This is a genomic window from Roseobacter sp. N2S, assembly GCF_031454055.1.
Lineage (GTDB): Bacteria > Pseudomonadota > Alphaproteobacteria > Rhodobacterales > Rhodobacteraceae > Amylibacter.
Genome location: NZ_JAVDQB010000003.1, coordinates 331024 through 355311 on the forward strand (window position 1 = coordinate 331024; position 24288 = coordinate 355311).

A 24288-nucleotide genomic window follows, 5' to 3' on the forward strand; every position below is an offset into this window, starting at 1 on the left:
GTCATGACCATGCGCGTAGTCATCGACGCTTGTGTGCTATACCCGTCGATCTTGCGTAGTATTGTTCTGGACTGTGCCAAAGCAGGCGCGTTTGTGCCGCTTTGGTCGGATCGCATCCTTGAAGAATGGCGCCGCGCGGCGGTGAAAAACGGGATCGGCCCGATGGCTGAAACCGAAATCGCGCTTTTGCGGGCTGATTGGCGTAAGGCTTGCGTGGATATTTCCGGGATTGATCTGGAAACCTTATACCTGCCCGATGCCGATGACCGTCATGTGTTGGCCGCAGCGATTGCGGGGCAGGCGGATGAGTTGCTGACAGCCAACACGGGGGATTTCCCCACAGGGGTTCTGGCCAGCCATAAAATCCTGCGCCGCCATCCTGATGAATTCCTGCTGGAACTGGCGCTGGGCGACACTGAAATGATGACCGACGTGCTGAACCGCACCCACAGCGCTGCCGAGGCGATGAAAGGCGATACCGTCAACCGCCGCAAAATGGTGCAGCGGTGCGGTTTACCTCGATTGGCGAAATGGGACGGGGCGCGGGTCGCTTAATCCGCGCTTGGGGTTTCTGTTCCCGCTTCCGTCGCAGGTTCTGTCGCAAGTTCTGTCGTTGTGTCTGCATCGGTTGAGGGCGCGCTTGCTGTGCCATTGGCGGCTTCGGCCTCTGCTTGGGTGGCCTGTTTGCCTTCGGCCCAAAAGCCGTCATATTCCTCGCCCGTGGCATAAACCATTTTGCCGCTGCCTTGGCGTTGACCGTTTTTAAACGACCCTGTGTAAACATCGCCATTGGCATAGGTTGCAACACCCGCACCGTTGATTTCGCCGTTTTCCCAGTTGCCAACATAGCTGAACCCGTCGGGCAGGGTGATCTTGCCACGGCCCTGACGTTTGCCATCAACGTAGTTGCCTTCATAGATTGACCCGTCGGTGAACACCGCGCGGCCTTCTCCTTGGCGCACACCCTCGACCCATTCGCCCTCATAGGAATGACCATCCGCATAGGTGATTTTCCCTGTGCCGTGGTTCTTGGCATTCTTCAATTCGCCGTCATAAACCGTGCCATTGATGTCGCGTACTGTACCCTGGCCTTCGATACGGCCTTCAACCCATGCGCCTTCATAGGATGATCCATTGGCGTAGATGATTTTGCCTTCACCGTTGGGCAGGCCATTGGCGAATTCGCCCGTATAGACTGCGCTGTCGCTATAGGTCAGCGACCCTTGGCCGGACATTTGCCCTGCGGCCCAGTTGCCGGTGTATTCATAGCCGTCAGGGCCAGTGAATTTTCCGTCCCCTTGGCGCTGGTCGTTTTCGAAATTGCCCACAAAGATATCACCGTTGGCATAGGTGATCTTGCCCGCGCCATTGCGTTTACCCTGGACCATCTGGCCTTCGTATACATCGCCATTGGCTTGTTTTAACACGCCCATGCCTTCAATCTGGCCGTTTTTCCATTCGCCTTCATAGGTTAACCCATCCGGCATGGTCAGCAGGCCGTTGCCTTCGCGCATGCCTTCAACCACATCGCCCTGATACGTGGCGCCATCGTGGTAGGTGATCATCGCCTTGCCGGTTTTCTTGCCGTCCTGCCAATCCCCGTCATAACGATAGCCGTTGGGGCTGGTCATGGTGCCTTTGCCGTCGTGCTGGGCTTGGGAAAACTGGCCCTCGTAAACGACGCCATTGGCGTATTTCGCCACGCCGGTGCCTTCAATCTTGCCGTTGACCCAGTCGCCCTCATAGGTGCCGCCATCGGCAAAGGTGATCTTGCCTTTACCTTCGGGTTTGCCCGCGACAAACGCGCCTTCATAGACCGATCCGTTGGGGAATTTGGCCGTGCCTTGCCCCTGAATTTCGCCGTCCACCCAAGCGCCGGAATATTCATAGCCGTTGGGCAGGCGATAGGTGCCTGTGCCATCTTGTTTGCCGTCTTTGAACGTGCCCTCATAGACGCCGCCCGTATCATATTGTTTGGTGACAACTTGTGCTGTGGCCTGTGCAAAACAGGCCGCAGGGGCCGTGGCCAGCAAAGTGGCCAAAAGAAGGGATCGACGAAGTGGGGTGGTTCTGGTCAAAATTTCTTCCGCGGCACGGGGCCGGGCTCCCTTATTTTTGCACAAGCAGTTTGGGTTAACCTTAAGAGTTTGGAAAATTCATGACAAGGGTTCTTGCGACTTGTGCTTTGTGGTTCAAATGGGTCTAACAACCCTAAGAACAGCATAAACTGGTGTGGCCCATGACAGAGAAATTACGTCTTACCCTTGCGCAACTTAATCCCACGGTTGGGGATATGGCTGGGAATATTGCCAAAGCGCAGGAGGCCCACGCACAAGCGGCGCTGGCGGGATCGGATATGCTGGTGCTGCCCGAAATGTTTGTGACAGGCTATCAGGCGCAAGACTTGGTAATGCGGCCCGCCTTTACGCTGGATGCAATGGCCCATGTGGAAATGCTGGCGAAAGCCTGTAATACAGGGCCAACAATCGGTATTGGCGCGCCTTTGTTAGAAGGCGACATGCTGTACAACGCCTATTTCATCCTACGCGGCGGTGAAATTGTGGCGACCCTGCGCAAGCATGAACTGCCCAACACCCATGTGTTTGATGAAGTCCGTTTGTTTGATTCTGGCCCGTTGGCCGGGCCTTACAGCTTGGGGAATGTGCGCATTGGCAACCCGATCTGCGAAGACGCATGGCACCCTGATGTGTCCGAGGCTTTGGCGGAATCAGGAGCAGAAATTCTGGTGGTGCCCAATGGCTCGCCCTATTATCGCAACAAATTTGATCGGCGGATTTCGGCCATGGTCAGCCGTGTGATCGAGAACGATTTGCCCTTGGTCTACTTGAACATGGTGGGCGGGCAGGACGATCAGGTTTTTGACGGTGGATCGTTCGTGCTGAACCGCGGCGGGCGGCTGGCTATGCAGATGCCCTTGTTCGATGAAGCCATCGCCCATGTTGATTTTGAACGCGGCGCTGATGGTTGGGAGGCCCTTGAAGGCGAGAAGATCGTTCATGTGGATGAGTGGGAACAAGATTACCGTGTGATGACCCAAGGCCTGCGCGATTATATGGCCAAGACGGGGTTCAAGAAGGTTTTGTTGGGGCTGTCTGGCGGGATTGATTCCGCCATTGTCGCCACCATCGCCGCAGATGCTTTGGGGCCGGAAAACGTACGCTGCGTGATGTTGCCGTCCGAATACACTGCCCAGTCGAGCCTTGATGACGCGGCAGAACTGGCGGCCAATCTGGGCGTAAAGCTGGACACTATTTCAATCGCTGAATCCCGCGCCGCTGTAACCAATACGCTGGCCCCGCTCTTTGAAGGCACAAAGCCCGACGTGACAGAAGAAAATATCCAATCGCGCCTGCGGGGGCTTTTGTTGATGTCTTTGTCCAATAAATTTGGCGAAATGCTGTTAACCACGGGCAATAAATCCGAGGTCGCCGTGGGCTATGCTACGATCTATGGCGATATGGCGGGGGGGTATAACCCGATCAAGGACCTGTATAAAATGCGGGTGTTTGAAAGCTGTCGCTGGCGCAACAGTAATCATCGGGACTGGATGATGGGGCCAAAAGGCGCGGTTATTCCGGTGAATATCATCGAAAAGCCACCCAGTGCAGAACTGCGCGATGACCAAAAAGATTCAGATAGCCTGCCGGATTACGCGGTGCTGGATGGTATTCTGGAGCTGCTGGTGGATCAGGATCTGTCAGTCGCGGAAATTGTATCCTTGGGATTTGATCGCGCTGTGGTGAAACGGATTGAACATCTGGTTTATATTTCCGAATACAAACGGTTCCAATCTGCACCCGGGCCACGTTTGACCCATAAGGCGTTTTGGTTGGATCGGCGCTATCCGATTGCGAACCGCTGGCGTGATACCAGCGGGTGATGTTCTAGCGCTCCGCGCGGGGATATTTTTAGAAAACGGAAATCGCGCGGTTGGCTTATTTCCAATAGGGCGCCCGCCAGCCGGCTTTGACAGCTTCGGCTTCATCGCAAAACCAGCGTTCGCCTTTGGCGGTGTTGATTTTGGTGCGATTGTACCACGGAGACCAAGGGGCGTGATAAATTTTACCGTTTTTGGTGATGTTGCCTTTGATCGGGCAGCCTTCGGGGGCCACTTGTTTTGCTACATCCCATTTGGCGGCGCGAAAGTCCCATGCGGGTTGGGCAGCCCCGCGCCAGATGCCGATTTTGGCGGTTTTGGCTGCGGTTTGAACAGATTCGTATTCGTCTGAGAACTTCAGGAAGGCCCAAGCCATGCCCTGTTCCACCATCGCGCGGGCCAGATCGGTTTTGCCTGCATAACAGCGGGCAACACTGCGGCCATAGCTATCGGTGGCGAGTTTTTCACAAGTCACTTTTTGCCCTTTGGTCAGTGCAAACAACGTATCAGTGGCAGCGGTTCCACAGGCCCAGTCCTTGCCGCTTGCGGTCTTACACTTCTGGCCTGCTTCGGGCGCATCGATTCCGTTGATCCGGAAACGCGTGCCGTTCAAGTCCAAGGTATCCCCATCAACGATGCGCAAGGTTTCAGCCATGGCGGGTGTGCAAAGGCACACCAACGCGATCAGCAGTTTTATCATTGTCCACTCCTCAAGTCCTCAGAGCGGTTTAGCAGGACAGATCAAGAACATTAACCCTTTCTTTACGAATTGCTTAACGGCTTGACCCTTTTCCTTTTGTGCATCGCGCTGTAAGAGGGGCGCAGATATTTCCCGAAGGTTGAAGCCCGATGACAATCACCCGTTTTGCCCCGTCCCCTACTGGCTTTCTGCATGTTGGAAACCTGCGCACGGCCCTGTTCAACTATCTGATCGCCCGCAAGGCGGGTGGCCAGTTTGTATTGCGGCTGGATGATACGGATCCCGAGCGGTCCACGCAGGAATATGCCGACGGGATCAAACAGGATCTGGAATGGTTGGGTCTGACGTGGGATCGTGTTGAACGCCAGTCGGATCGTCTGGACCGCTATAACGAAGCGGCGGATGAACTGCGGGCTGCGGGCCGTTTTTACGAGTGTTTTGAAACGCCGGTCGAGTTGGACCTGAAGCGCAAGAAGCAGTTGAACATGGGTAAGCCGCCTGTGTATGACCGTGCGGCGCTTGCGCTGACGGACGGGGAAAAAGATGCGCTGCGCGCAGAGCGCAGCGGGCATTGGCGCTTTAAGCTGGACCAGCAGCGGATTGAATGGGGCGATGGTATTCTGGGCGATCTGTCCATTGATGCGGCCTCGGTTTCCGATCCGGTGCTGATCCGCGGCGACGGACAGTTTTTGTACACGCTGGCATCGGTTTGTGATGATGTGGACTTTGGCATCACCCATGTTGTGCGCGGGTCTGATCACGTGACCAACACCGCCACACAAATCCAGATCATTCAGGCGCTGGGCGGTACGGTGCCGGATTTTGCCCACCATTCACTGTTGACCGGCCCTCAAGGGGAAGCGTTGTCCAAACGCTTGGGCACTTTGGCGCTGCGGGATCTACGGGCGCAGGGAATTGAACCTATGGCGCTGCTGTCCTTGATGGCGCGGCTGGGGGCGAATGAACCTGTGGAGTTGCGCAGTTCGATGCAAGAGTTGATCGACGGGTTTGATCTATCCCAATTCGGTTCGGCGCCGACGAAATTCGATGTGGCCGATCTGGGGCCGATGACGGCGAAAACCGTGGCAGCTTTGCCGTTCGGCCAAATGGAAGCGGCGCTGACGGACGTGGGCGTGCCTGCGGATATTGCCCCTGCCTTCTGGGAGGTGGCCCGCGAAAACATCGCAACCCGCGGTGATGTGGCAGACTGGTGGGCCTTGTGCCGTGACGGTGCCGTGCCACTGATTGACGCCGAGGATGCCGATTTTATCGCCACCGCCAAAAACCTGCTGCCAGCACAGCCTTGGGACGGGGACAGTTGGAAAAGCTGGACCAGCGCAGTGAAAGAGGCCACAGGGCGCAAAGGGCGCGGATTGTTTATGCCGCTGCGCAAGGCGCTGACAGGGATGGAACACGGGCCGGATATGTCAAAGCTGATGCCTTTGTTGCAAAAGCACCAGCTTTAAGGCGGGTTTAGGTTGGTGCGATCACCGTCGCGCCAACCATTGTGATGTGGTCGTTAACCAAAATGGTTTCAGCCGCTGTTAATACACCCGCACGGGGATAGATCGGGGCTGCGCGGTCATTCAGGATGGGTGTGTGCCAGCCCGTGGTAGAGCGGAAGAAATCCCGCACTCCGTCTGTGCCAAACACCTGATGAAACCCTTGCGACACACAATCCAGATAGCTGAGCAGGATCGGCTGACCAAGGTTTTCCGTGGACATCGCCGCCGCACTGGCCTTGTACATGGCAACGCCGATCAGCGGATCTTTGTCCAGAACCAAGCGGTCGTAGGCTTCTTCGCGCAGGTCAAGCGCGTCCCAGCCGATATCGCCCACATCAGCTACCAGCCCTGAAATGGACGACAACGGATCAGGTGTGACGCTTAAAAACGCCACATCGCGGCGCGAGGATTGCACCCAATGGCGCCGCCATCCTGTCAAAGTTGTCGGGCGCAGGTTTTGATAGCTGTGGGTTCCTGCGTTGACCAACGATCCATAGCCGAAAAAACTGCCTGTCATGTCCTTACCATGCCACAGGTGCGCGACCGCCCTGTGCCTTTGCGCCGTTAATCACTTGGATGGTCCTGGCCACTTGGTCGATCCGTTGGCTGGATGGCGGGTGGGTTGCCAGCAGTGCGGAAGACCCGCCTGTGCGCTCAAAGGTTCTGGCCCCGATGGCAGCATTATAGCCCGCGCGATCAGCGATATGAGCGGCGATTGTGTCGGCTTCCAACTCGTATTTTTTGGAATAGCCGCGCCCGCCAATGGCACCGCCGATATCAACGCCAATTTGGGCATCCCCGCCGCCGACCGCAACTAGGATGCCCCCCAGAACGGCCCCTGCCAGTTGATTGGCTTGGGTCTGTTCGATGTGACGTGCAATCTGGTGGCCTGCTTCGTGACCGAACACAAAGGCGATTTCGTCGTCATTGCGAAAGCTGCGCAACATATTGACGTTAAACGTAATAACCGGCCGTCCGTCTGCGCCGATCGTTTGATAGGCGTTGGGGGCTTGGCTTGCGTCATTGTTCACATTCACCCGAAAATCGCAGAAGTTATGCGTTTTGTCGGCATGAAGCGAGCGGCAGACGCTCTCCGCCACGGGTTCTACACGGCCGGCGACGCGGTAATAGGCTTTGATGCTGGAGTCTGCGTCGCGTACTGCCTCAAACGAAGGGCGCGACTGAGAGGTTTGCTCTGGTGTCGGGGTGCAGGCGGCCAAGAGGGCTGTGGACCCTGCGGCGAATAATTTACGCATAAAATCCTCGGTCGAATTTGGGGCGGTGAACGGGTGCGTCGCCGCATGGTATTGGTCAGGAGGTATTAACCAATGGGAACGGACTGGGCAACCTTGCACCCATCTGTCCTATCAAAATCGGCAGAATGGGGGACGGTGGTGTTTTGTGGGGTTTGGCAATTGGATCAGAAATGCGCCTAATTATTGTTCATTAACCAATTTGAAGGCATGGTTCGTGCAGCTTGGGTGAAAATTTGGGCGAAAAAGGTCACATTTTTACGCGTTAAAGCTGATTTCGGCATAGGGAATCGGAACAAACTTCGTTAACCTGCTTCGACAATCCCCGAAAACGGGGAGAATTTTGGGAGGAAACCATGAAAAATGGTCTAAAAACACTGGCGCTTTCCGCGCTGGCGCTAAGCATTGCATCCGAAACCTTTGCCGAGGAATGGAACGTTTCCGTTTGGGGCAAACGCCGTGCTTTCACGGAACATGTTGAAAAACTGGCCGAATTGGTAGCTGAAAAGACCAACGGCGAGTTCACGATGAATGTGTCTTACGGTGGGCTGTCCAAGAACCGCGAGAATCTGGACGGGATTTCCATCGGCGCGTTTGAAATGGCGCAATTCTGCGCGGGATATCACCGCGATAAGAACCGGACGATCACCGTTCTGGAATTGCCGTTTCTGGGCGTGTCCAACCTTGCCGAAGAAGTGGCTGTAAGCCACGCAGTCTATGCCCATCCGGCTGTGCAAGAAGAAATGGCGCAGTGGAATGCAAAGCTTCTGATGACCTCTCCCATGCCGCAATACAACCTTGTTGGTACAGGCGAAGCGCGCACCACACTGGCCGATTTTGAAGGCATGCGTGTGCGTGCAACGGGCGGGCTTGGTAAAGCGTTTGAAGCTGTTGGCGCAGTGCCCACGTCTGTGACCTCTGCCGAGGCCTATCAAGCGATGGAATCGGGTGTTGTGGATACGGTTGCTTTCGCCCAACACGCGCATCTGTCCTTTGGCACCATCAATCAAGCAACCTGGTGGACAGCAAACCTGAACCCCGGCACTGTGAACTGCCCGATTGTGGTGAATATCGACGCCTATGAAGGCCTGTCCGATGAACACCGCGCAGCACTGGACAGTTCCGTTGATGAATCCATCGCCTATTACCTTGAGAACTATGGTAAACTTCTGGCGAAATGGGATGAGGTTCTGGAAGAAAAAGGCGTTCAGAAAGTGATGATTTCTGACGAAGAACTGGCTGCGTTCCGTGCCAAAGCGGCTGATCCGATCCGTGACGAGTGGATTGCCGAAATGGAAGGGCAGGGCATTCCAGGCCAAGAGCTGTACACGCTTTTGATGGACACCCTTAAAAAGACCCGCATGGCCAACTAAGCCTGCTTTTTAAACAGATTGGCCGTCCTTTTTAGGGCGGCCTTTTTAATTTAATTCCACACTTCAAGGAGGTCTCATATGGCGTCATCGGCAGCCGTACTACAAGACGATAGCCTGTTAAGCCGACTGGACAGAATGTTACTGCCCGTAGAACGTTTCTGCGCGCTTATCAGTGGCATAGCGGTATTTTCACTGATGTTTCTGGCGGCCTATTCGGTGATCGGGCGCAAGTTCTTCAACTCTCCTTTGTCGGGGTATGTTGACTATATTGAGGCCGCGATGCCGCTGATTGCGATCATGGGCGTGTCTTATGTGCAGCGTGACGGCACCCATATCCGCATGGATATTGTGGTGGCAGCGCTTAAAGGGCGGGCCTTGTGGTTGATCGAATGTCTGACCGTGGTGATCATGCTGGTGCTGATGATTGCGCTGGTCTGGGGGGCTTGGGCCCATTTCGACCGCAGTTTTGATCTGACCAAACCCTTGTTCAGCCGCGACAGTTCGATTGATATCGGGTTACCGATCTGGCCGAGCAAACTGGTGGTGCCTTTTGCCTTTTCAGTGCTGTGTTTGCGCCTCATGTTGCAAGCGGTAGGCTATGGCCGCGCCTTTGTACTGGGGCTGGAACATCCCGTGGCTGTGCCACTTGTTATTTCCGTCGAGGAACAAGCCCGCGCGGAAGCGGCACAATTGGCAGGGCATGACTGATGGATAACATTACAATCGGACTATGGACCACCGGCGGCATGCTGGTGTTGGTTCTTTTGGGGATGCGGGTGGCTTTTGCGGCTGCTTTGGCTGGGTTTGTCGGCTTGGTCTGGCTGCGCTGGAACGGGTATGACTATGATCCCGCAAGATTTGGCAAAGCCCTGCAAGTCAGCGTGAAAATTGCGGGGCAGGTGCCCCATTCCAAGGTCAGCTCGCAAGTTCTTAGCCTGATCCCAGTTTTCATTTTGATCGGCTATCTGGCCTATTACGCAAGGCTGACCACTGCTTTGTTTGAAGCGGCGAAACGCTGGATTGCCTGGGTTCCAGGTGGCTTGGCCGTGGCAACCGTATTCGCCACTGCAGGGTTTGCAGCGGTGTCGGGGGCGTCAGTGGCCACAGCGGCAGTGTTTGCACGGATCGCCATCCCTGAAATGCTAAAGATCGGCTATAACAAGCAGTTTGCAGCCGGTGTGGTTGCGGCAGGGGGCACGTTGGCCTCGCTTATTCCGCCTTCGGCCATTCTGGTGATCTATGCGATTATCGTGGAACAGGACGTGGGCAAACTGCTGTTGGCTGGCTTTGTTCCGGGGGTGTTTTCAGCGATTGTTTATGCAATCCTGATTATCGGTATTGCGGTTGTTTTCAAAACCGTCGGTCCCCCCGTTAGCGGGTTTACATGGAAGCAACGCTTTGAATCCTTGCCGCCTGCGCTGCCGATTGTGCTGGTTGTCGTGATCATCATCTTCTTCGTCTATAACCCGTTTGGTGACGCATGGGGCACCCCTACCGAGGGCGGCGCCATTGGTGCGTTCATCGTCTTTCTGATGGCGCTTTATCGCGGCATGGGCTGGGGAGAGTTGAAAGACGCGCTATTGGAAACCGCCAAGCTGACGGTGATGATCTTTACCATCATCTGGGGTGTGCTGATCTATGTGCGCTTCCTTGGCTTTGCCAAACTACCGGATGCGTTTTCCGACTGGATCACCAGTCTGGATCAATCGCCGATGCTGACATTGGTGATGATCCTGCTGGCCTATGCGGTGCTGGGCATGTTCATGGATGCGATCGGGATGCTGTTGCTGACCCTGCCGATCACCTATCCCGCAGTCATGGCGTTGAACGGCGGAGAGATGGTCTCAGCGGCGGACAGCGCTTTTGGCATGTCCGGTGCAATGTGTGGCATTTGGTTCGGGATCTTGGTGGTGAAAATGGCAGAGTTTTGCTTGATCACCCCGCCCATAGGTCTGAACTGTTTTGTTGTGGCCGGTGTGCGCGATGACCTGACGGTACAGGACGTGTTCAAAGGCGTGACACCCTTTTTCATCGCGGATGGCGTGACCATTGCCCTGCTGGTGGCCTTTCCGGCGATCGTGCTGTGGCTGCCGTCACTGGCATAAAAAAAACGGGGGCGGGGATTTTTCCCGCCCCCGCTTCAAACAGCCGGATCAGACAAATTCAAAATTGTCTATTGTCAGATCGTTTGGACGGACTTCCTCTAGCGTGATTTCCGTACCACCGAGAAGCGTAATTTTGGTATCGACGCCCGCTTTTTCGATCAGAAGGTCATCAAAAGTCATATTGGAAATACGCAGAATATCTGCCTGCGTGTTGAAAATCATGATAAAATCAGCGCCTTCGTTTTCAACTCCGTCGTAAAGAACTGTCGAGACATCGGCCATCAGTCGTAGCCTGTCATCGCCCGCACCGCCTTCAATCGTCGCTGTCGTGCCATACATCAGTATGTAGTCATTCCCTGCGCCGCCAGAGGCTTCGTTATGGCCGCCCCCAAATGTAATCATCGCCGCTGCCGCCATAGGCTACATTATTGCCGCCTCCGGAATCAATCTGGTCGTCTCCTTTCCGGCCAAAAATTACATCGTCGCCGTCTTTCGCTTTAACGATATTATCGCGGCGTTGCCTGTCAGGGTTTCGGATTCATCGGTCCCGATAATGCGGTCTGCAAGGCGCTCACCGCTGTCGGAAAAGGTTACAAGCAACGGGTTTTTTAAAAGGGTTTCGGAATCCATTTAATTTTCCTAGCTTAAATAAATTATTCAAATTCAGCGAACAGTCATCCAAAAATGCGGACTGACTACCAGAAATTTAGCGTGGATTTCGTTACTTGACTACCCGCTCCAAAACCAAATGACCCACTTCTTTGCTGACAGATTGATGGGATTTCCAGACGGTGCCTGCACCATCCACCCAATAGCTGTTCTGGAAAGCACGTTTGTCGTTGCCACACAGCTCTGTGTACTGACGCAGGCGGTGGTTTTGGCCAAAGATTGTCAGGGTCTCGTCTGTTTCATTCGGGGCGATGGCGCAGTTATAGGTAAAGTCGGCCAGAACACCTTCGCCGGTCAGACTGCGCTGTGTGCGGGTATAGGTTTTGGGAAAAGAGCCGCGAAACATAGCAGAGGGTGAAATCGAAAGCTGCTGTGCGATCAGATCCACTTGCAGCCCGCGCGTGGCGGTCACAATACCCGATTGCAGGGTCACGGTGGACTGATCGCTGCCCATATAGGTACGGAAGCCCCTGTTCACGGCCAGTTCAGCCGCAGGCTGGGTCACGCCAAAGCGGGGCACGGTCATATAGACCACAGGCCGCCCGAGTGCCACCATCTGGGCGCGGGTCGCTTTGGGTGGTTTCTGCACGGCGTCGGCGGTTTCCACCTCGCCTTTCTGGATGCGGGCTTTGGCAAGGCCTAGGGCTATATTGCCAAGACTGGGCTGTTTGTCGTGCTCCGAGCTACAGGCTGCAACAACCAAAGCCGTTGCCGCCAGCAGCGCAAGGCGCAGCGGTTTCAAAGTCAGGGTCATCAACGCCAGAACCGTGCCCATCCTGCTTCTAGACCGGGGCGTTGGTATTCGCTCACCAGACCATGCAGGCGGTTGTTCACATCCAGACGCGCCCCGCCATCGCGGGCCAGTGTATTCATATCAATGGCATAAGTTTTCCGGTTCGGCGTGCCGATCCCCCAGCTGAGCGGAACGCTCATCCGCAGGCCTTTGGTAAAGCTGCCTTCACCGTAATCCGCGTATTCAGCATCTGTCAGCGTGGCATAGGCCCCAATGCGCCAGCCATTGGCAAAGACACGGTCAACCGACAGGGTTGCGCCCCAGTCACCAGCCAGATAGCGGCCCACATCCAGTTGCGCCGCCAGCCCGTGGTTCACATTCCAATAGGCCGAGACATGGCCCGTCACCACATCATAGTTCTGAAAGCCGAAAAGCTGGTCAAAATCCCGCTGCTTTACGTAGTTCATTTCGGCCCCAAGCCCCCAGGTTTGATCCGCAGGTTGCCACAGCAGTTCTGTTGAAACGCCGCCGAACATGGGTTCCAGATAGCCAACAGACACGCGACCATAGAAATCTGGTGCGGGTTTGAACAGGTAATCAGCGGTCAGTCGCTCCAGGGCGGTCTTGCCCTCGCGTTTATAGCTGGCGCGATCGGTGCGCACACGGGGCAGGCCCGAAGCGGGGGGGATTTCATCCTGTTGGTTGCCAAACACCCGCTGGGTGATCGAGCCTGACAGCGAGAACCCGGGCGTCACATAATAATCTGCATCGGCGCGCAGACCAGCACTGGCGCGCAGCGGGCCAGAGCCGTCAAACAACGAAAGCGACACAAAGGGCGCGATAGTCCAGCGGAAATCCGGATAGATGTCTTTGGCGAATTCTCCGTTGGCGGGCAGGGCCAACGGGCTGCGAATATCTGCGCGTGCGAACATTTTTTCGGTGCCCATGGCGTCGTTTTCCAACTGCTCTAGGTCTGAACGGCGGATTACCACGCTGGATGCAGGAATACCGTTCACCACAGGCGTAATGACAAATTCTTCCACGGAAGGGGGCAGTACAAAGGCCATAGCCCGCGCCGCGCGGCCAATGGCCTGCGCACTGGAATTGAACGTGTCGTTGCGCAGACGCAATTCGGCGGAATGGCCGTTCACTGCCAAGGCTTCAACCCCGAGCCCCTGTTCCTTCAGCACGGCTGAAAACTGCTTGCGGGCGGTTGCGGTGTAATTGGGCTGTGCGGCCCAGTCGGTGCTGGTGGAATAATTGACAGGACGTGCAATCACGGGCAGCGGTGCCCGTTCCCGAGTGCCCGCCGACGGGGGACGTTTGGGGTTAATGGCGGTTGAAAACCGCAAGGCAACTTCGGAGCCGTGCAGATAATACAGACCAAAGCTGAGATTGTCGCGGCGTTTGAATTCCATCCCAAAGTTGAACGGGCTGTCGCGGTCAATGGCACCAGCGGCGACTTCTCGGGTGTATTCATCCGAGGAATATTCTGCCTTCAGGGTCAGCCCGCGCACCGGAGTTGTCCAGGCAAAGCCGCCAAATACGCCGATGTCCCCGTCAAACCACTGTTTCGTGGTGGGGACACCCCCCTGCGGATTGGCGCCAGTGCGCAGTGTCGAGGATCCGCTAAGCCGCCCCCAGCCCAGACCCGCCGTCAGGCGCAATTTGGGGTGCACTGCTTTGGTCGCCACCAGATATTCCGCGCCATAAGCCCCTTGGCCCATGAAATCACGCAGACCGATAGCAACACCGGGAAGCATGTCGGTTTCTTCAAGCAGTTGGAATTGCAAGTCAAAGCCACGGTCATTGTCAGCGCCTGCAATGGTCCAGTCGTTCAATTCGGAGTAGCGGAACGAGGCGGACAAGCGGCGTGTTAGTTGAAAGGCGAGGGTGACTTTACGATCGGATTTTGACCCTGAAATCGTGCCTGTCACCTGTGCGTCGGGCTGGGGTTCCGCGCTTGGCATATCAATCAAGCCGCTGTTGCCGTAAAGGTTCAAAGCTGGCGTGGCCTGTCCGCTGGCAACTCCTGCCGTAACAACCAGCGCAGATACGCCTCCGAGCGCTGATTTAACCAGTTTTGACATCTATTGTCCCCCGACCTTCATTTTATGGCCTTATTACCCCTCTTTTGGCATAGACCCCGTTAAATCAAAAGCCTTTTGCGCCAATTTCGGGCGTTTAATGCAGGGTTTGCCGGATTTCAGCAGGTCTTTGGGGCTATGGATGTGGCAGAGCGCTGGTTACAGCGGAAGTTTCTTTGGCAGATGATTCAAGCCAGCAGGTTTTATCCCGTGTAGCAGTCTTGATCTTATGGTGAAGAGGGGCTTTTGGCAGTTGTATTATTGCAGGCAGCAGAGCAGGATTTTACGATTTCGCCAATCTGCGCAGCAAGGGACTGGGGATCAGCAAAAGTCAGGCCGGTGTGGTGGATTGCAAAGGTATTCTGCCACGGGTTGGCTGTATAATTTTTATAAAATACAGGTTGTTATCGTGCGAAAGAGACCTAAGTACGCCCTTGAAATCTGTCTAACCCAATGCAACAACTCTGCGCTGTTGGCGGGGCGGTTCACATCGGAATTTAGCGCGTGAAATCGCTGTTCAGAATGTGCCAAAAAATACGAGCGGTTTTTTATCTTGCAAATGTTGACTCTGCGCCGTGATCTTCCTAAGTAATGCGCTGTTAGCACTCACGGGGGGCGAGTGCTAATGCACATAGGCCTCCCGTTAAATTGAACCAAGAGTTAAGGAGCACTCTCCATGGCACTCAAACCTTTGCACGACCGTGTACTGGTTCGCCGCCTTGAAGGCGACGAAAAAACCGCAGGCGGTCTGATCATCCCGGATTCCGCAAAAGAGAAACCGGCTGAAGGCGAAATCATCGCTGTAGGCGAAGGCGCGCGCAAAGACAGCGGCGAACTTATCCCAATGGCTGTAAGCGTTGGCGATAAAGTGTTGTTCGGCAAATGGTCCGGCACCGAAGTATCCGTCGACGGCGAAGACCTGTTGATGATGAAAGAATCCGACGTTCTCGGCGTTCTTTCTTAAGCTGACCACGAAACCTTACGAATAGGAGCAAGCTACAATGGCTGCAAAAGACGTAAAATTCGGCACCGACGCACGGAACAGAATGCTTAAAGGCGTTAATGTTCTGGCCGATGCTGTAAAGGTAACGCTGGGCCCCAAAGGCCGTAACGTTGTCCTCGACAAATCCTTTGGCGCACCACGCATCACCAAAGACGGTGTTTCCGTTGCCAAAGAAATCGAACTTGAAGACAAGTTCGAAAACATGGGCGCACAAATGGTTAAGGAAGTTGCTTCCCGGACCAATGACACAGCAGGCGACGGTACAACAACCGCGACTGTTCTGGCCCAAGCCATCGTTAAAGAAGGCATGAAATCGGTTGCCGCTGGCATGAACCCGATGGACCTGAAACGCGGTATCGACACAGCTGTGACGACCGTTGTTGAAGCCATCAAAGCGATGTCTCGCCCGGTAAACGACAGTGCAGAAGTTGCGCAGGTCGGCACGATCTCTGCGAATGGCGAAACCGAAATCGGTCGTCAGATCGCTGATGCCATGCAGCGTGTTGGCAACGAAGGCGTCATCACAGTCGAAGAGAACAAAGGTCTGGAAACAGAAACCGATGTTGTTGAAGGCATGCAGTTTGACCGTGGTTACCTGTCACCGTATTTCGTGACCAACCCGGAAAAAATGACTACAGAGTTGGAAGATGTTCTGATCCTGTTGCACGAGAAGAAACTGTCTTCGCTTCAGCCAATGGTTCCGCTGCTGGAAACTGTTATCCAGTCCGGCAAACCTTTGTTGATCATTGCTGAAGATGTTGAGGGCGAAGCCCTGGCAACTCTGGTTGTGAACAAACTGCGCGGCGGTCTGAAAATCGCAGCTGTTAAAGCACCTGGTTTCGGCGATCGCCGCAAAGCCATGCTGCAAGACATCGCTGTTCTGACCGGTGGTCAGGTGATTTCCGAAGATCTGGGCATGAAACTGGAAAACGTTGGTATGGAAATGCTTGGCACAGCCAAGAAAGTCCAAATCACCAAAGATGAAACAACAATCATCGACGGGTCCGGCGAAAAAGCAGAGATCGAAGCACGTGTTGCACAGATCCGTGGCCAAATCGAAGAAACAACTTCCGACTACGACAAAGAAAAACTGCAAGAGCGTCTGGCCAAACTGGCTGGTGGTGTTGCTGTTATCCGCGTTGGTGGGTCCACAGAAGTTGAAGTTAAAGAACGCAAAGACCGCGTTGACGATGCCCTGAATGCGACCCGTGCGGCCGTACAAGAAGGTGTTGTTGTCGGTGGTGGTGTTGCACTGGTACAGGCTGCAAAAGGTCTGAACGGTCTTGAGGGTGCAAACCCTGATCAGTCCGCTGGTATCTCTATTGTGCGTCGCGCACTTGAGGCACCTTTGCGTCAGATCGCCGAAAACGCTGGTGTTGACGGCGCGGTTGTTGCTGGCAAAATCCGCGAAAGCGAAGACGCAACATTCGGCTTTAACGCACAATCCGAAGAATATGGCGACATGTTCAAATTCGGCGTGATCGACCCTGCTAAAGTTGTGCGTACAGCACTGCAAGACGCAGCTTCTATCGCTGGCCTGCTGATCACAACCGAAGCAATGGTTGCTGACAAACCTTCCAAAGATGGCGCAGCCGGTGGCGGCATGCCAGACATGGGCGGAATGGGCGGCATGGGCGGCATGATGTAATCACTTCGCATTCGCGAAGGGATAGCAAAAGCGCATTGGTCGCCAGACCATAGCGCGGACGCTGGAACCGGTTTTGGCCCTTGGGCCAAAACGGTTCGACACATTCCAAACAAACGTTCAACGTTTTCAAAGCCTCGCAAGCGATTGCGGGGCTTTTTTGCATAGTTGCCGCGCCTGCGGTGACTTTCCCGTGTATGGAACTGCTTTTGTGTTGTGGCAGCGGTCATTCTCTGGTTTTCAAAGCCCATGCAGCTTTTCCTTCTGACCACTCTGACCATGATCGCCTTTGCGGCCAATTCGGTATTGAACCGGATGGGGCTGGCAGGGGATTTGATTGATCCGGGCAGTTTTGCCTTGATCCGATTGGGCGCGGGCGCGGCGGTTCTTTTGGGGTTGGTGGCTTTGCGCCGCAGCGGGCTGTCACAGTTTTTCGCCCCGGCACGGGGAGGCGCTGTATTGGGGCTTGCGGCCTATATGCTGGGGTTTTCCTTTGCGTATGTCGCGCTTGATGCGGGGACGGGGGCGTTGATCCTGTTTGGCGGCGTACAGATCACCATGTTTGCGGGCGCGGTTCTGGGGGGGAAATCCCCGAAAGCGATGCAGTGGTTGGGGGCAGCCATAGCTTTTGCAGGGCTGATTTATCTTTTAGCACCATCCGCCACAGCGCCTGATCTTGTTAGTGCGGGCCTGATGGGAATCGCCGCTGTGGGCTGGGGTGTCTATTCGTTGATTGGCCAGAAAACAGCCGATCCGTTGGGGGCTACGGCGGCGAATTTTGTACTGGCCTTGCCTTTCGGACTGCTGGCATTGGGGGTGGTGCCAGCGGTGCAGTTGACTGGCGCCGGTGTAGGTCTGGCTGTGCTGTCAGGCGCGGTTACCTCGGCTTTGGGCTATGCCTTGTGGTATTGGGTGCTGCCCCGTTTGGCCACGGCCACGGCAGCGGTGGCGCAGTTGAGTGTGCCAATCATTGCAGCGGGTGCTGGTGCGCTGCTGTTGGCAGAACCGTTGACCCTTGAATTTGCCATCGCCGCAGCATTGGTTTTGGGCGGGATTGCCGTGTCTCTGCTTGCTGCAAATCGCCGATAACCAGCCCGCTTTCTTGACAAAACCTGTCTACAGGTTTTTATCCTAAACTATGAAATCAACCCTAATTACAGTCTGGATTTTTGGAATGGCCACCTTCATTGCACCTGCCGCGCGCGCCGGAGAATGTGTGGTGTTGCTGCATGGGCTGGCCCGCAGCGCCAACTCGTTATTTTTAATGGAGTGGCGGTTGAAGAGGGCAGGTTATCACGTTGTAAACATTGATTATCCCTCAAAAGAAGCCACGATAGAGGATCTGGCCGACCGCGCCATACCTGAAGCGTTGCACAGTTGTCGGGATTCGGAAAAAGTGCATTTCGTGACCCATTCCATGGGCGGGATTTTGCTGCGCTACTACATGGAGCGGGTGTCACAAACCCCTGCCAGATTAGGCCATACGGTGATGCTGGCCCCACCCAATCACGGCTCGCCTGTGGTGGATCAATTGAATGATGTGCCGGGCTTTGAGTTCTGGAACGGTATTGCGGGGCTGCAACTGGGAACGGGGCCGGATAGTCTGCCGTCCAAGCTGGGGCCTGTACATTTTTCACTGGGGGTGATTGCGGGGGATCAGTCGGTGAACCCGCTGTTTTCCACCCTTTTTGACGGGGCCAACGATGGCAAAGTTAGCGTTGAAAGCACCAAAGTCGAAGGGATGGCGGATCACATTGTGTTGCCCGTCACCCACACGTTTATGATGAACAATCCCAAGGTTTACGATCAGGTGGAATATTTCCTGAAATTCGGGGCGTTCAAGCGGGACCCATAATCTTGTTTACATGGCCCATTTTACGGCCTGCCTTGGCCTCGGCCTTACCATAAAGATGCAGGCCGACGCTGGAATCCTGTGACAGGGCTGCAACGTCGTTGACGGCCGCGCCGATCAGGTTGGTCATGACTACATTGGAATGGCGCTTGCCGTCCCCAAGGGGCCAACCCGCAATGGCGCGGATGTGTTGTTCGAACTGGTCGATCACACAGCCGTTTTGGGTCCAGTGGCCGGAGTTATGCACACGCGGTGCGATTTCATTGACGATCAAGCCTTGCGGTGTGACAAACAGTTCGACCCCCATGACCCCCACATAATCCAGCGCATTCAGGATTTGCCCCGTCAGAATAATTGCGTCCGTATGCTGGCTGCGGTTCAGGTGGGCGGGTAGGGTGGTTGTGTGCAAAATACCATCTGTGTGGACGTTTTCGCCGGGATCAAAGCAGACAACTGCGCCGTCTTGGGAACGTGCGCCGATGACGGATACTTCATGGCTGAATTCAATGAAACCTTCAAGAACTGAGGGTGTTTCACCCAATTCTTGCCATGCGGATGTTGGGTTTGTGCTGTCTTTCAAGCGCACCTGACCTTTGCCGTCATAACCAAACCGACGGGTTTTCAGGATGGATGGCACACCAACTGCGGCCACTGCTGCAATAAGGTCATCAGCGGTTTCTACATTGGCGTAGGGTGCACATTTCAGTCCCAAGGATGTCAGGAAATCTTTTTCCACGATGCGGTCTTGCGACGTGGCTAGGGCGCGGCGGTTGGGCATTACGGGGCGCAATTCCTCGATTGCATCCAAGGCATCCGCTGGAATGTTTTCAAATTCATAGGTGACCACATCCACCGATTGCGCAAAGGCGCGTAGGGCATCCAGATCGTCATAGGGGGCCGTCGTCACCTGATCCGCCACATGGCCCGCAGGCGGGTTGGCCCCCAGTTCAAAAATATGGGTTTTGAACCCCAGCCGAGACGCCGCAACCGACAGCATCCGCCCCAGTTGTCCACCGCCCAAAATACCAATCGTCGCGCCAGTTTGTAGGGGATTACTCATCAACAGGTTCTTCCGGAATAGAGTCGCTTAAGGCTGTGCGCCAACTGTCTAGTTTGGCGGCAAGATCAGCGTCTGTATTGGCCAGAATCGCCGCAGCCATCAACCCCGCATTGGCCGCCCCCGCTGCACCGATTGCCATTGTGCCCACAGGAAAACCCTTGGGCATCTGGACGATGGAATACAGACTGTCCACACCAGACAAAGCCTTGGTCTGAACCGGCACACCCAATACAGGCACGCGGGTTTTGGACGACAACATGCCTGGCAAATGGGCCGCACCGCCAGCGCCAGCAATAATCACCTGTAAACCGCGATCCACTGCGCCTTTGCCATATGACCACAACCGATCCGGTGTGCGGTGGGCCGAGACGATCTTTGCCTCATACGCCACGCCAAGTTCGTCCAGAATATCGGCTGCGTGCTTCATTGTGGGCCAATCCGATTGGCTGCCCATTACGATGCCGACTTTAACCTGTGTCATTGGGGGGTCCGCCTGTATTAGACTGTATTAGAAAGAAGGGGGCACTATATGCAAAATGCAGGGCTAGGCAATAATGTCAGGGGTGATTTCGTCTTCTAAACGGATGATTTCATCCTTGAGCATCAGTTTTTGCCGCTTGAGCCGTTGCAGGGTCAAAGCGTCGCCTTTGCCTTTTTCGTGCAGCGCGTGGATGGCCTCATCCAGATCGCGGTGCTCTTGCTTCAGGGTTGCCAGTCTGACCAGCAGTACCTCGGTACGATCCATTTGCGGAGAAGCTGTCATAGGGGTCAGGTGCTGTCCATTTGTGCCATTCCCATCATATTAGCGTGATCCGAATAGAGTTAACAGCCTGTCGTTTCAATAAGTTCTTGAGAATCTACCACTGCCACCCCATATTCTTTACAGGGTCGCCGCTTTTGGGGCCCGAAGAAAGTCGCTTAACAGAAAAGGGCTTATAAGATGACGAAGATTTCTTTTGCCTCACACCCCTTTTTGCTGGGGTTTGAACAGCTGGACAGGCTGGTCGAACGCACGGCAAAATCCGGGAATGAAGGCTATCCTCCATACAACATCGAACAAAGTGCCGATGATTCCTACCGCATAACCCTAGCGGTTGCCGGTTTTCGTGAAGAAGACCTAGCGATTACGCTGGAGAATGCGCAGCTGGTGATCCGTGGCCGTCAGGTGGATGACAACGACGGTCGGGTATTCCTGCACCGCGGCATTGCGGCCCGACAGTTCCAACGCTCATTCGTGCTGGCCGAAGGGGTCGAGGTGGCGGGTGCGTCAATGGAGAACGGTCTGCTGCATGTGGATTTGCGCCGATCTATTCCCGATACGGTGGTGCAAACCATCGAAATTAACAATAAATAGGAGCCCTATCATGGACGTTGAATTTAACTTTCCGATTAAGTTTGAAGATCGCACGGTCTATGTACGCTCTGTCGAATTTTCCGAACTGCCCGATGATCTGCAAGAGCAGTTGAACGGGGATGAGCATATTTATGCGATCCATTCGGAAAACGGAGAGCGGCTGGCCCTTGCCAAAGACCGTGACATCGCCTTTGCGCTGGCCCGCACAAACGAGTTTGCGCCTGTCAGCGTGCACTAACACACAAACAATGCGGGTGGGCTACGGTCCACCCTGCGATGAACCGAAAAGCCCGAGAACCGAGCCCGAGCCGTGCTTGATCTGAACGGGTGTTTTCCGGGTTCGGTTATTTTCCAAAGTACTGGGTTTCAAATGCCCCTGTCGATGCAGATTTTGCGCTTTCAGGCATGAAATCAACCGCTTGGGATCTGCCTGTCATCTCTCGAAAATAGGTCACAATTTTCTTAAAAACCGGTGCGCTTAGCCGTTCTATCAGGTTTGGCTGATGCTGCGGGTTTTCGTCGAATTCCTTGCGAACGGGTGGGAATTCAGCGCGGGTGCGGCAGGGCGCTGAAAGGGGGGATAGTTCCCGTTCGTGGTCGATTGACATACTTATTACTCCGATACTCTTAAACGTGGGGCGCGACAGTGGCCCCTGACTTAGGGGTAAGCTAGGAGGACAATGTGTCGAAAATTTGAATAAAACGGTATGGTATTTAGGCGGTGGAAAAAGAAAAACCCGGCGCAGTGGCCGGGTTTTTACAATGGATGTTTTGAAGGGATCAGAGGACGATTAAGCGCCGATCAAGCCCATGCTTTCCAACTTCAGCAGAACCTGATGCGCGCAGTTGTCCACATCGGAGCTTTCTGTTTCGATCCGCAGTTCCGGGTTTTCTGGAACGTCATAAGGGTCTGAAATACCTGTGAATTCTTTGATTTTTCCTTCACGGGCCAGTTTGTACAGACCTTTGCGATCCCGCCGTTCACATTCTTCGATTGACGTGGCTACGTGGACTTCAAGGAAGGCACCAAACTGTTCGATCTCTTCACGAACCGCGCGCCGTGTGGTGGCATAAGGCGCGATTGGCGCACAGATTGCGATACCACCGTTTTTGGTGATCTCTGATGCCACATAGCCGATGCGACGGATGTTTAGATCGCGGTGCTCTTTGGAAAAGCCCAGCTCTGAGGACAGGTTTTTACGTACCAGATCGCCGTCCAGCAGGGTTGTCGGGCGGCCGCCCATTTCCATCAGTTTCACCATCAAAGCATTGGCGATAGTGGATTTGCCAGAACCAGAGAAGCCGGTGAAGAACACAGTAAAGCCTTGTTTGGCCCGTGGTGGCCGCGTGCGGCGCAGTTCATTCACAACAGCCGGGAAGGAGAACCACTCTGGGATTTCCAGACCTTCGGATAGACGACGACGCAATTCTGTGCCTGAGATATTCAGGATTGTAACGTTGTCACGGTCTTCGATTTCGTCGTTTGGTTCGTATTGGGCGCGATCCTGCACATAGACCATGTGTTTGAAATCGACCATTTTAATGCCCATTTCGTCTTCGTGGGTGCGGAACAGATCCTGCGCATCATAGGGGCCGTAGAAATCTTCGCCTTGGCTGTTGCTGCCGGGGCCAGCATGGTCGCGACCAACGATAAAGTGGGTGCAGCCGTGGTTTTTGCGGATCAGACCGTGCCAAACAGCTTCCCGCGGGCCAGCCATGCGCATGGCAAGGTTGAGCAGGGACATAGATGTTGTGGAGGCTGGGTATTGGTCCAAAACCGCCTCATAGCAGCGCACGCGAGTGAAGTGGTCGATGTCGCCGGGTTTGGTCAGGCCGACAACGGGGTGGATCAACAGGTTGGCCTGTGCCTCTTTGGCGGCGCGGAAGGTCAGTTCCTGATGGGCACGGTGCAGCGGGTTACGGGTTTGGAAAGCAACCACTTTGCGCCAGCCCATTTTGCGGAAATAGGCGCGCAATTCGTTTGGCGTGTTGCGGCGTGCGCGGAAGTCATAGTGCATGGGCTGCTGGATGCCGATGATCGGGCCGCCCAAGTATACGTCGCCAGCTGTGTTGTGCAGGTAGTTCACTGCAGGGTGGGCGCTGTCATCCGCACCGAAAACTTTCTCGGCTTCATGGGCTTTGTTCGGGGTCCAGTTGTCGGTAACCGACATAACCGCCAGAATAACGCCTTCAGGGTCGCGCAGGGCGATATCCTGACCGATTTCAATACCTTCAGCGAAAGATTTAGGCACATCAAGCGTGATCGGCATGGGCCACAACGCGCCGTCAGCCATACGCATATTGTCCACAACGCCTTCGTAATCGGCTTGAGACATGAAGCCTTTTAACGGGTTGAAGCCGCCATTCATCAACAGTTCAAGATCGCACACCTGACGTGCTGTCAGATCCCAAGACGGCAATTGCGCTGCTTCGAATTTCATCTTTTCGGCGCTGTCGTAAGACACGTACAGCTCGGTTATAGGGGCGAGATTGTTTTCCATCATTATAGTCCTGTGTTTTAATGGAACCAAAGTACTGGTGGTTCCGGTCAATTCGGCATGTAACGCGTCATATTCGGCGAATTTACGTGCCAGAAATCTGTCGGTGAGGTGGATTTTCTCCGCGCAACCCCGAGAGGTGAGCGAATAGGTGAAGCGCTGACGATTGTCTGCGCCTTTGCGGTTGCTGATCTTGACCAGCTTTGCATCCGTCGCGGATTTCAATAGGGCGTTCAGGCGACCCAAAGACACCCCGATCGCAGCGGCAAGCGCGCGCTGCGAGGCATCGGAAGCAAGATCAAGCTGGCGCAACAGGCGGAAAAGCTGATCTTCTTCATCGTGATTGGGTTTTGCTGTCTGCAACGTCCATACCTGCGAATCAAAGTGTGTTCACGCGTGAACGCATCGCATAGTTCTTCAAATGGACAAAGCATTTTTTCTTGGGTGAGCGAAAAACGGCATTTTATGGGGCGCGATGATCACGCCGTATACAGAACTTACGAAAAAGCCCCGACGATGATCCGTCGGGGCTAGTGTGTTTTGTTGTCTGCTT

The 24288-nt window shown here is 54.8% G+C and carries 26 protein-coding genes; 12 read left to right on the plus strand and 14 right to left on the minus strand.

From position 1 onward, the window contains the following. The first annotated feature begins 3 nt into the window (after positions 1-3). Entirely contained in the window at positions 4-555 is a 552-nt protein-coding gene (locus GGE09_RS10680) for an RSP_2648 family PIN domain-containing protein (RefSeq protein ID WP_309746112.1), read from the plus strand. On the opposite strand, the gene GGE09_RS10685 is transcribed toward GGE09_RS10680, so the two are convergent. Beyond that, the gene (locus GGE09_RS10685) at positions 552-2078 is read right to left on the minus strand and encodes an MORN repeat-containing protein (protein ID WP_405048542.1); all 1527 of its coding nucleotides are present in this window, start codon (positions 2076-2078) and stop codon (positions 552-554) included. The two genes, GGE09_RS10680 and GGE09_RS10685, sit on opposite strands and share 4 nt — an antisense overlap. 161 nt (positions 2079-2239) lie before the next feature. Between GGE09_RS10685 and GGE09_RS10690 the strand changes: the two genes are divergently transcribed. Then, a complete protein-coding gene (locus tag GGE09_RS10690; protein ID WP_309746113.1) occupies positions 2240-3901 on the plus strand; it encodes an NAD+ synthase in 1662 nt (553 codons plus the stop codon). Between the two features lie 55 nt (positions 3902-3956). Here GGE09_RS10690 and GGE09_RS10695 read toward each other — a convergent pair whose 3' ends face one another. After that, positions 3957-4598, minus strand: a complete 642-nt coding sequence (locus GGE09_RS10695) for a thermonuclease family protein (RefSeq protein WP_309746114.1) — start codon at positions 4596-4598, stop codon at positions 3957-3959. Between the two features lie 149 nt (positions 4599-4747). On the opposite strand from GGE09_RS10695, the gene gltX reads away from it, so the two are divergent. Continuing rightward, positions 4748-6064, plus strand: coding sequence for a glutamate--tRNA ligase (gene gltX, locus GGE09_RS10700; protein WP_309746115.1), 1317 nt, complete (start codon positions 4748-4750; stop codon positions 6062-6064). Between the two features lie 7 nt (positions 6065-6071). On the opposite strand, the gene GGE09_RS10705 is transcribed toward gltX, so the two are convergent. Continuing rightward, complete coding sequence (locus GGE09_RS10705) at positions 6072-6620, minus strand: gamma-glutamylcyclotransferase family protein (RefSeq protein WP_309746116.1); 549 nt, start codon at positions 6618-6620, stop codon at positions 6072-6074. A gap of 4 nt (positions 6621-6624) precedes the next feature. After that, entirely contained in the window at positions 6625-7359 is a 735-nt protein-coding gene (locus tag GGE09_RS10710) for a M48 family metalloprotease (RefSeq protein WP_309746117.1), read from the minus strand. Between the two features lie 353 nt (positions 7360-7712). On the opposite strand from GGE09_RS10710, the gene GGE09_RS10715 reads away from it, so the two are divergent. The 3 genes from GGE09_RS10715 (at position 7713) to GGE09_RS10725 (ending at position 10834) form a co-directional block, all read left to right on the plus strand. Beyond that, a complete protein-coding gene (locus GGE09_RS10715; RefSeq protein WP_309746118.1) occupies positions 7713-8729 on the plus strand; it encodes a C4-dicarboxylate TRAP transporter substrate-binding protein in 1017 nt (338 codons plus the stop codon). A gap of 78 nt (positions 8730-8807) precedes the next feature. Continuing rightward, a complete protein-coding gene (locus tag GGE09_RS10720; RefSeq protein ID WP_309746119.1) occupies positions 8808-9437 on the plus strand; it encodes a TRAP transporter small permease in 630 nt (209 codons plus the stop codon). Beyond that, complete coding sequence (locus GGE09_RS10725) at positions 9437-10834, plus strand: TRAP transporter large permease (RefSeq protein WP_309746120.1); 1398 nt, start codon at positions 9437-9439, stop codon at positions 10832-10834. Before GGE09_RS10720 ends, GGE09_RS10725 begins: the two co-directional genes overlap by 1 nt. Before the next feature lie 48 nt (positions 10835-10882). On the opposite strand, the gene GGE09_RS10730 is transcribed toward GGE09_RS10725, so the two are convergent. From GGE09_RS10730 to GGE09_RS10745, 5 genes are all read right to left on the minus strand, one after another. Next, positions 10883-11236: a hypothetical protein gene (locus GGE09_RS10730; RefSeq protein ID WP_309746121.1), complete on the minus strand. Its 354-nt coding sequence runs from the start codon at positions 11234-11236 to the stop codon at positions 10883-10885. Beyond that, a complete protein-coding gene (locus GGE09_RS23425; protein ID WP_405048545.1) occupies positions 11211-11372 on the minus strand; it encodes a hypothetical protein in 162 nt (53 codons plus the stop codon). The genes GGE09_RS10730 and GGE09_RS23425 overlap by 26 nt, the downstream gene beginning before the upstream one ends. After that, positions 11309-11464: a hypothetical protein gene (locus GGE09_RS10735; RefSeq protein ID WP_309746122.1), complete on the minus strand. Its 156-nt coding sequence runs from the start codon at positions 11462-11464 to the stop codon at positions 11309-11311. The genes GGE09_RS23425 and GGE09_RS10735 overlap by 64 nt, the downstream gene beginning before the upstream one ends. A 91-nt stretch (positions 11465-11555) precedes the next feature. Next, a complete protein-coding gene (locus tag GGE09_RS10740) occupies positions 11556-12278 on the minus strand; it encodes a YjbF family lipoprotein (protein ID WP_309746123.1) in 723 nt (240 codons plus the stop codon). Then, entirely contained in the window at positions 12257-14326 is a 2070-nt protein-coding gene (locus GGE09_RS10745; protein WP_309746124.1) for a YjbH domain-containing protein, read from the minus strand. The genes GGE09_RS10740 and GGE09_RS10745 overlap by 22 nt, the downstream gene beginning before the upstream one ends. 673 nt (positions 14327-14999) lie before the next feature. Here GGE09_RS10745 and GGE09_RS10750 point away from each other — a divergent pair. The 4 genes from GGE09_RS10750 (at position 15000) to GGE09_RS10765 (ending at position 18826) form a co-directional block, all read left to right on the plus strand. Continuing rightward, positions 15000-15287: a co-chaperone GroES gene (locus tag GGE09_RS10750; RefSeq protein ID WP_309746125.1), complete on the plus strand. Its 288-nt coding sequence runs from the start codon at positions 15000-15002 to the stop codon at positions 15285-15287. A 37-nt stretch (positions 15288-15324) separates the two neighbouring features. Next, positions 15325-16974 carry a chaperonin GroEL gene (gene groL, locus GGE09_RS10755; RefSeq protein ID WP_309746126.1) on the plus strand — a complete coding sequence of 550 codons (1650 nt, stop codon included), beginning with the start codon at positions 15325-15327 and terminating at the stop codon, positions 16972-16974. Positions 16975-17220: 246 nt separating this feature from the next. Further along, a complete protein-coding gene (locus tag GGE09_RS10760) occupies positions 17221-18060 on the plus strand; it encodes a DMT family transporter (RefSeq protein ID WP_309746127.1) in 840 nt (279 codons plus the stop codon). 85 nt (positions 18061-18145) lie between these two features. After that, positions 18146-18826 carry an alpha/beta fold hydrolase gene (locus GGE09_RS10765; RefSeq protein WP_309746128.1) on the plus strand — a complete coding sequence of 227 codons (681 nt, stop codon included), beginning with the start codon at positions 18146-18148 and terminating at the stop codon, positions 18824-18826. Here GGE09_RS10765 and GGE09_RS10770 read toward each other — a convergent pair. The 3 genes from GGE09_RS10770 to GGE09_RS10780 form a co-directional block, all read right to left on the minus strand. After that, complete coding sequence (locus tag GGE09_RS10770) at positions 18810-19883, minus strand: 5-(carboxyamino)imidazole ribonucleotide synthase (protein ID WP_309746129.1); 1074 nt, start codon at positions 19881-19883, stop codon at positions 18810-18812. The genes GGE09_RS10765 and GGE09_RS10770 overlap by 17 nt on opposite strands. Further along, positions 19876-20364: a 5-(carboxyamino)imidazole ribonucleotide mutase gene (purE, locus tag GGE09_RS10775; protein ID WP_309746130.1), complete on the minus strand. Its 489-nt coding sequence runs from the start codon at positions 20362-20364 to the stop codon at positions 19876-19878. Before purE ends, GGE09_RS10770 begins: the two co-directional genes overlap by 8 nt. Positions 20365-20427: 63 nt before the next feature. Further along, the gene (locus GGE09_RS10780; protein ID WP_309746131.1) at positions 20428-20646 is read right to left on the minus strand and encodes a DUF465 domain-containing protein; all 219 of its coding nucleotides are present in this window, start codon (positions 20644-20646) and stop codon (positions 20428-20430) included. Positions 20647-20823: 177 nt separating this feature from the next. Between GGE09_RS10780 and GGE09_RS10785 the strand changes: the two genes are divergently transcribed. Both GGE09_RS10785 and GGE09_RS10790 read left to right on the plus strand, forming a co-directional pair. After that, complete coding sequence (locus GGE09_RS10785) at positions 20824-21237, plus strand: Hsp20 family protein (protein ID WP_309746132.1); 414 nt, start codon at positions 20824-20826, stop codon at positions 21235-21237. A gap of 10 nt (positions 21238-21247) precedes the next feature. Continuing rightward, positions 21248-21475: a DUF1150 family protein gene (locus GGE09_RS10790; protein ID WP_309746133.1), complete on the plus strand. Its 228-nt coding sequence runs from the start codon at positions 21248-21250 to the stop codon at positions 21473-21475. A gap of 106 nt (positions 21476-21581) precedes the next feature. On the opposite strand, the gene GGE09_RS10795 is transcribed toward GGE09_RS10790, so the two are convergent. Then, positions 21582-21845 carry a hypothetical protein gene (locus GGE09_RS10795; protein WP_309746134.1) on the minus strand — a complete coding sequence of 88 codons (264 nt, stop codon included), beginning with the start codon at positions 21843-21845 and terminating at the stop codon, positions 21582-21584. A 183-nt stretch (positions 21846-22028) separates the two neighbouring features. After that, a complete protein-coding gene (locus GGE09_RS10800) occupies positions 22029-24098 on the minus strand; it encodes a bifunctional sulfate adenylyltransferase/adenylylsulfate kinase (RefSeq protein WP_309746135.1) in 2070 nt (689 codons plus the stop codon). Between the last annotated feature and the right edge of the window lie 190 nt (positions 24099-24288).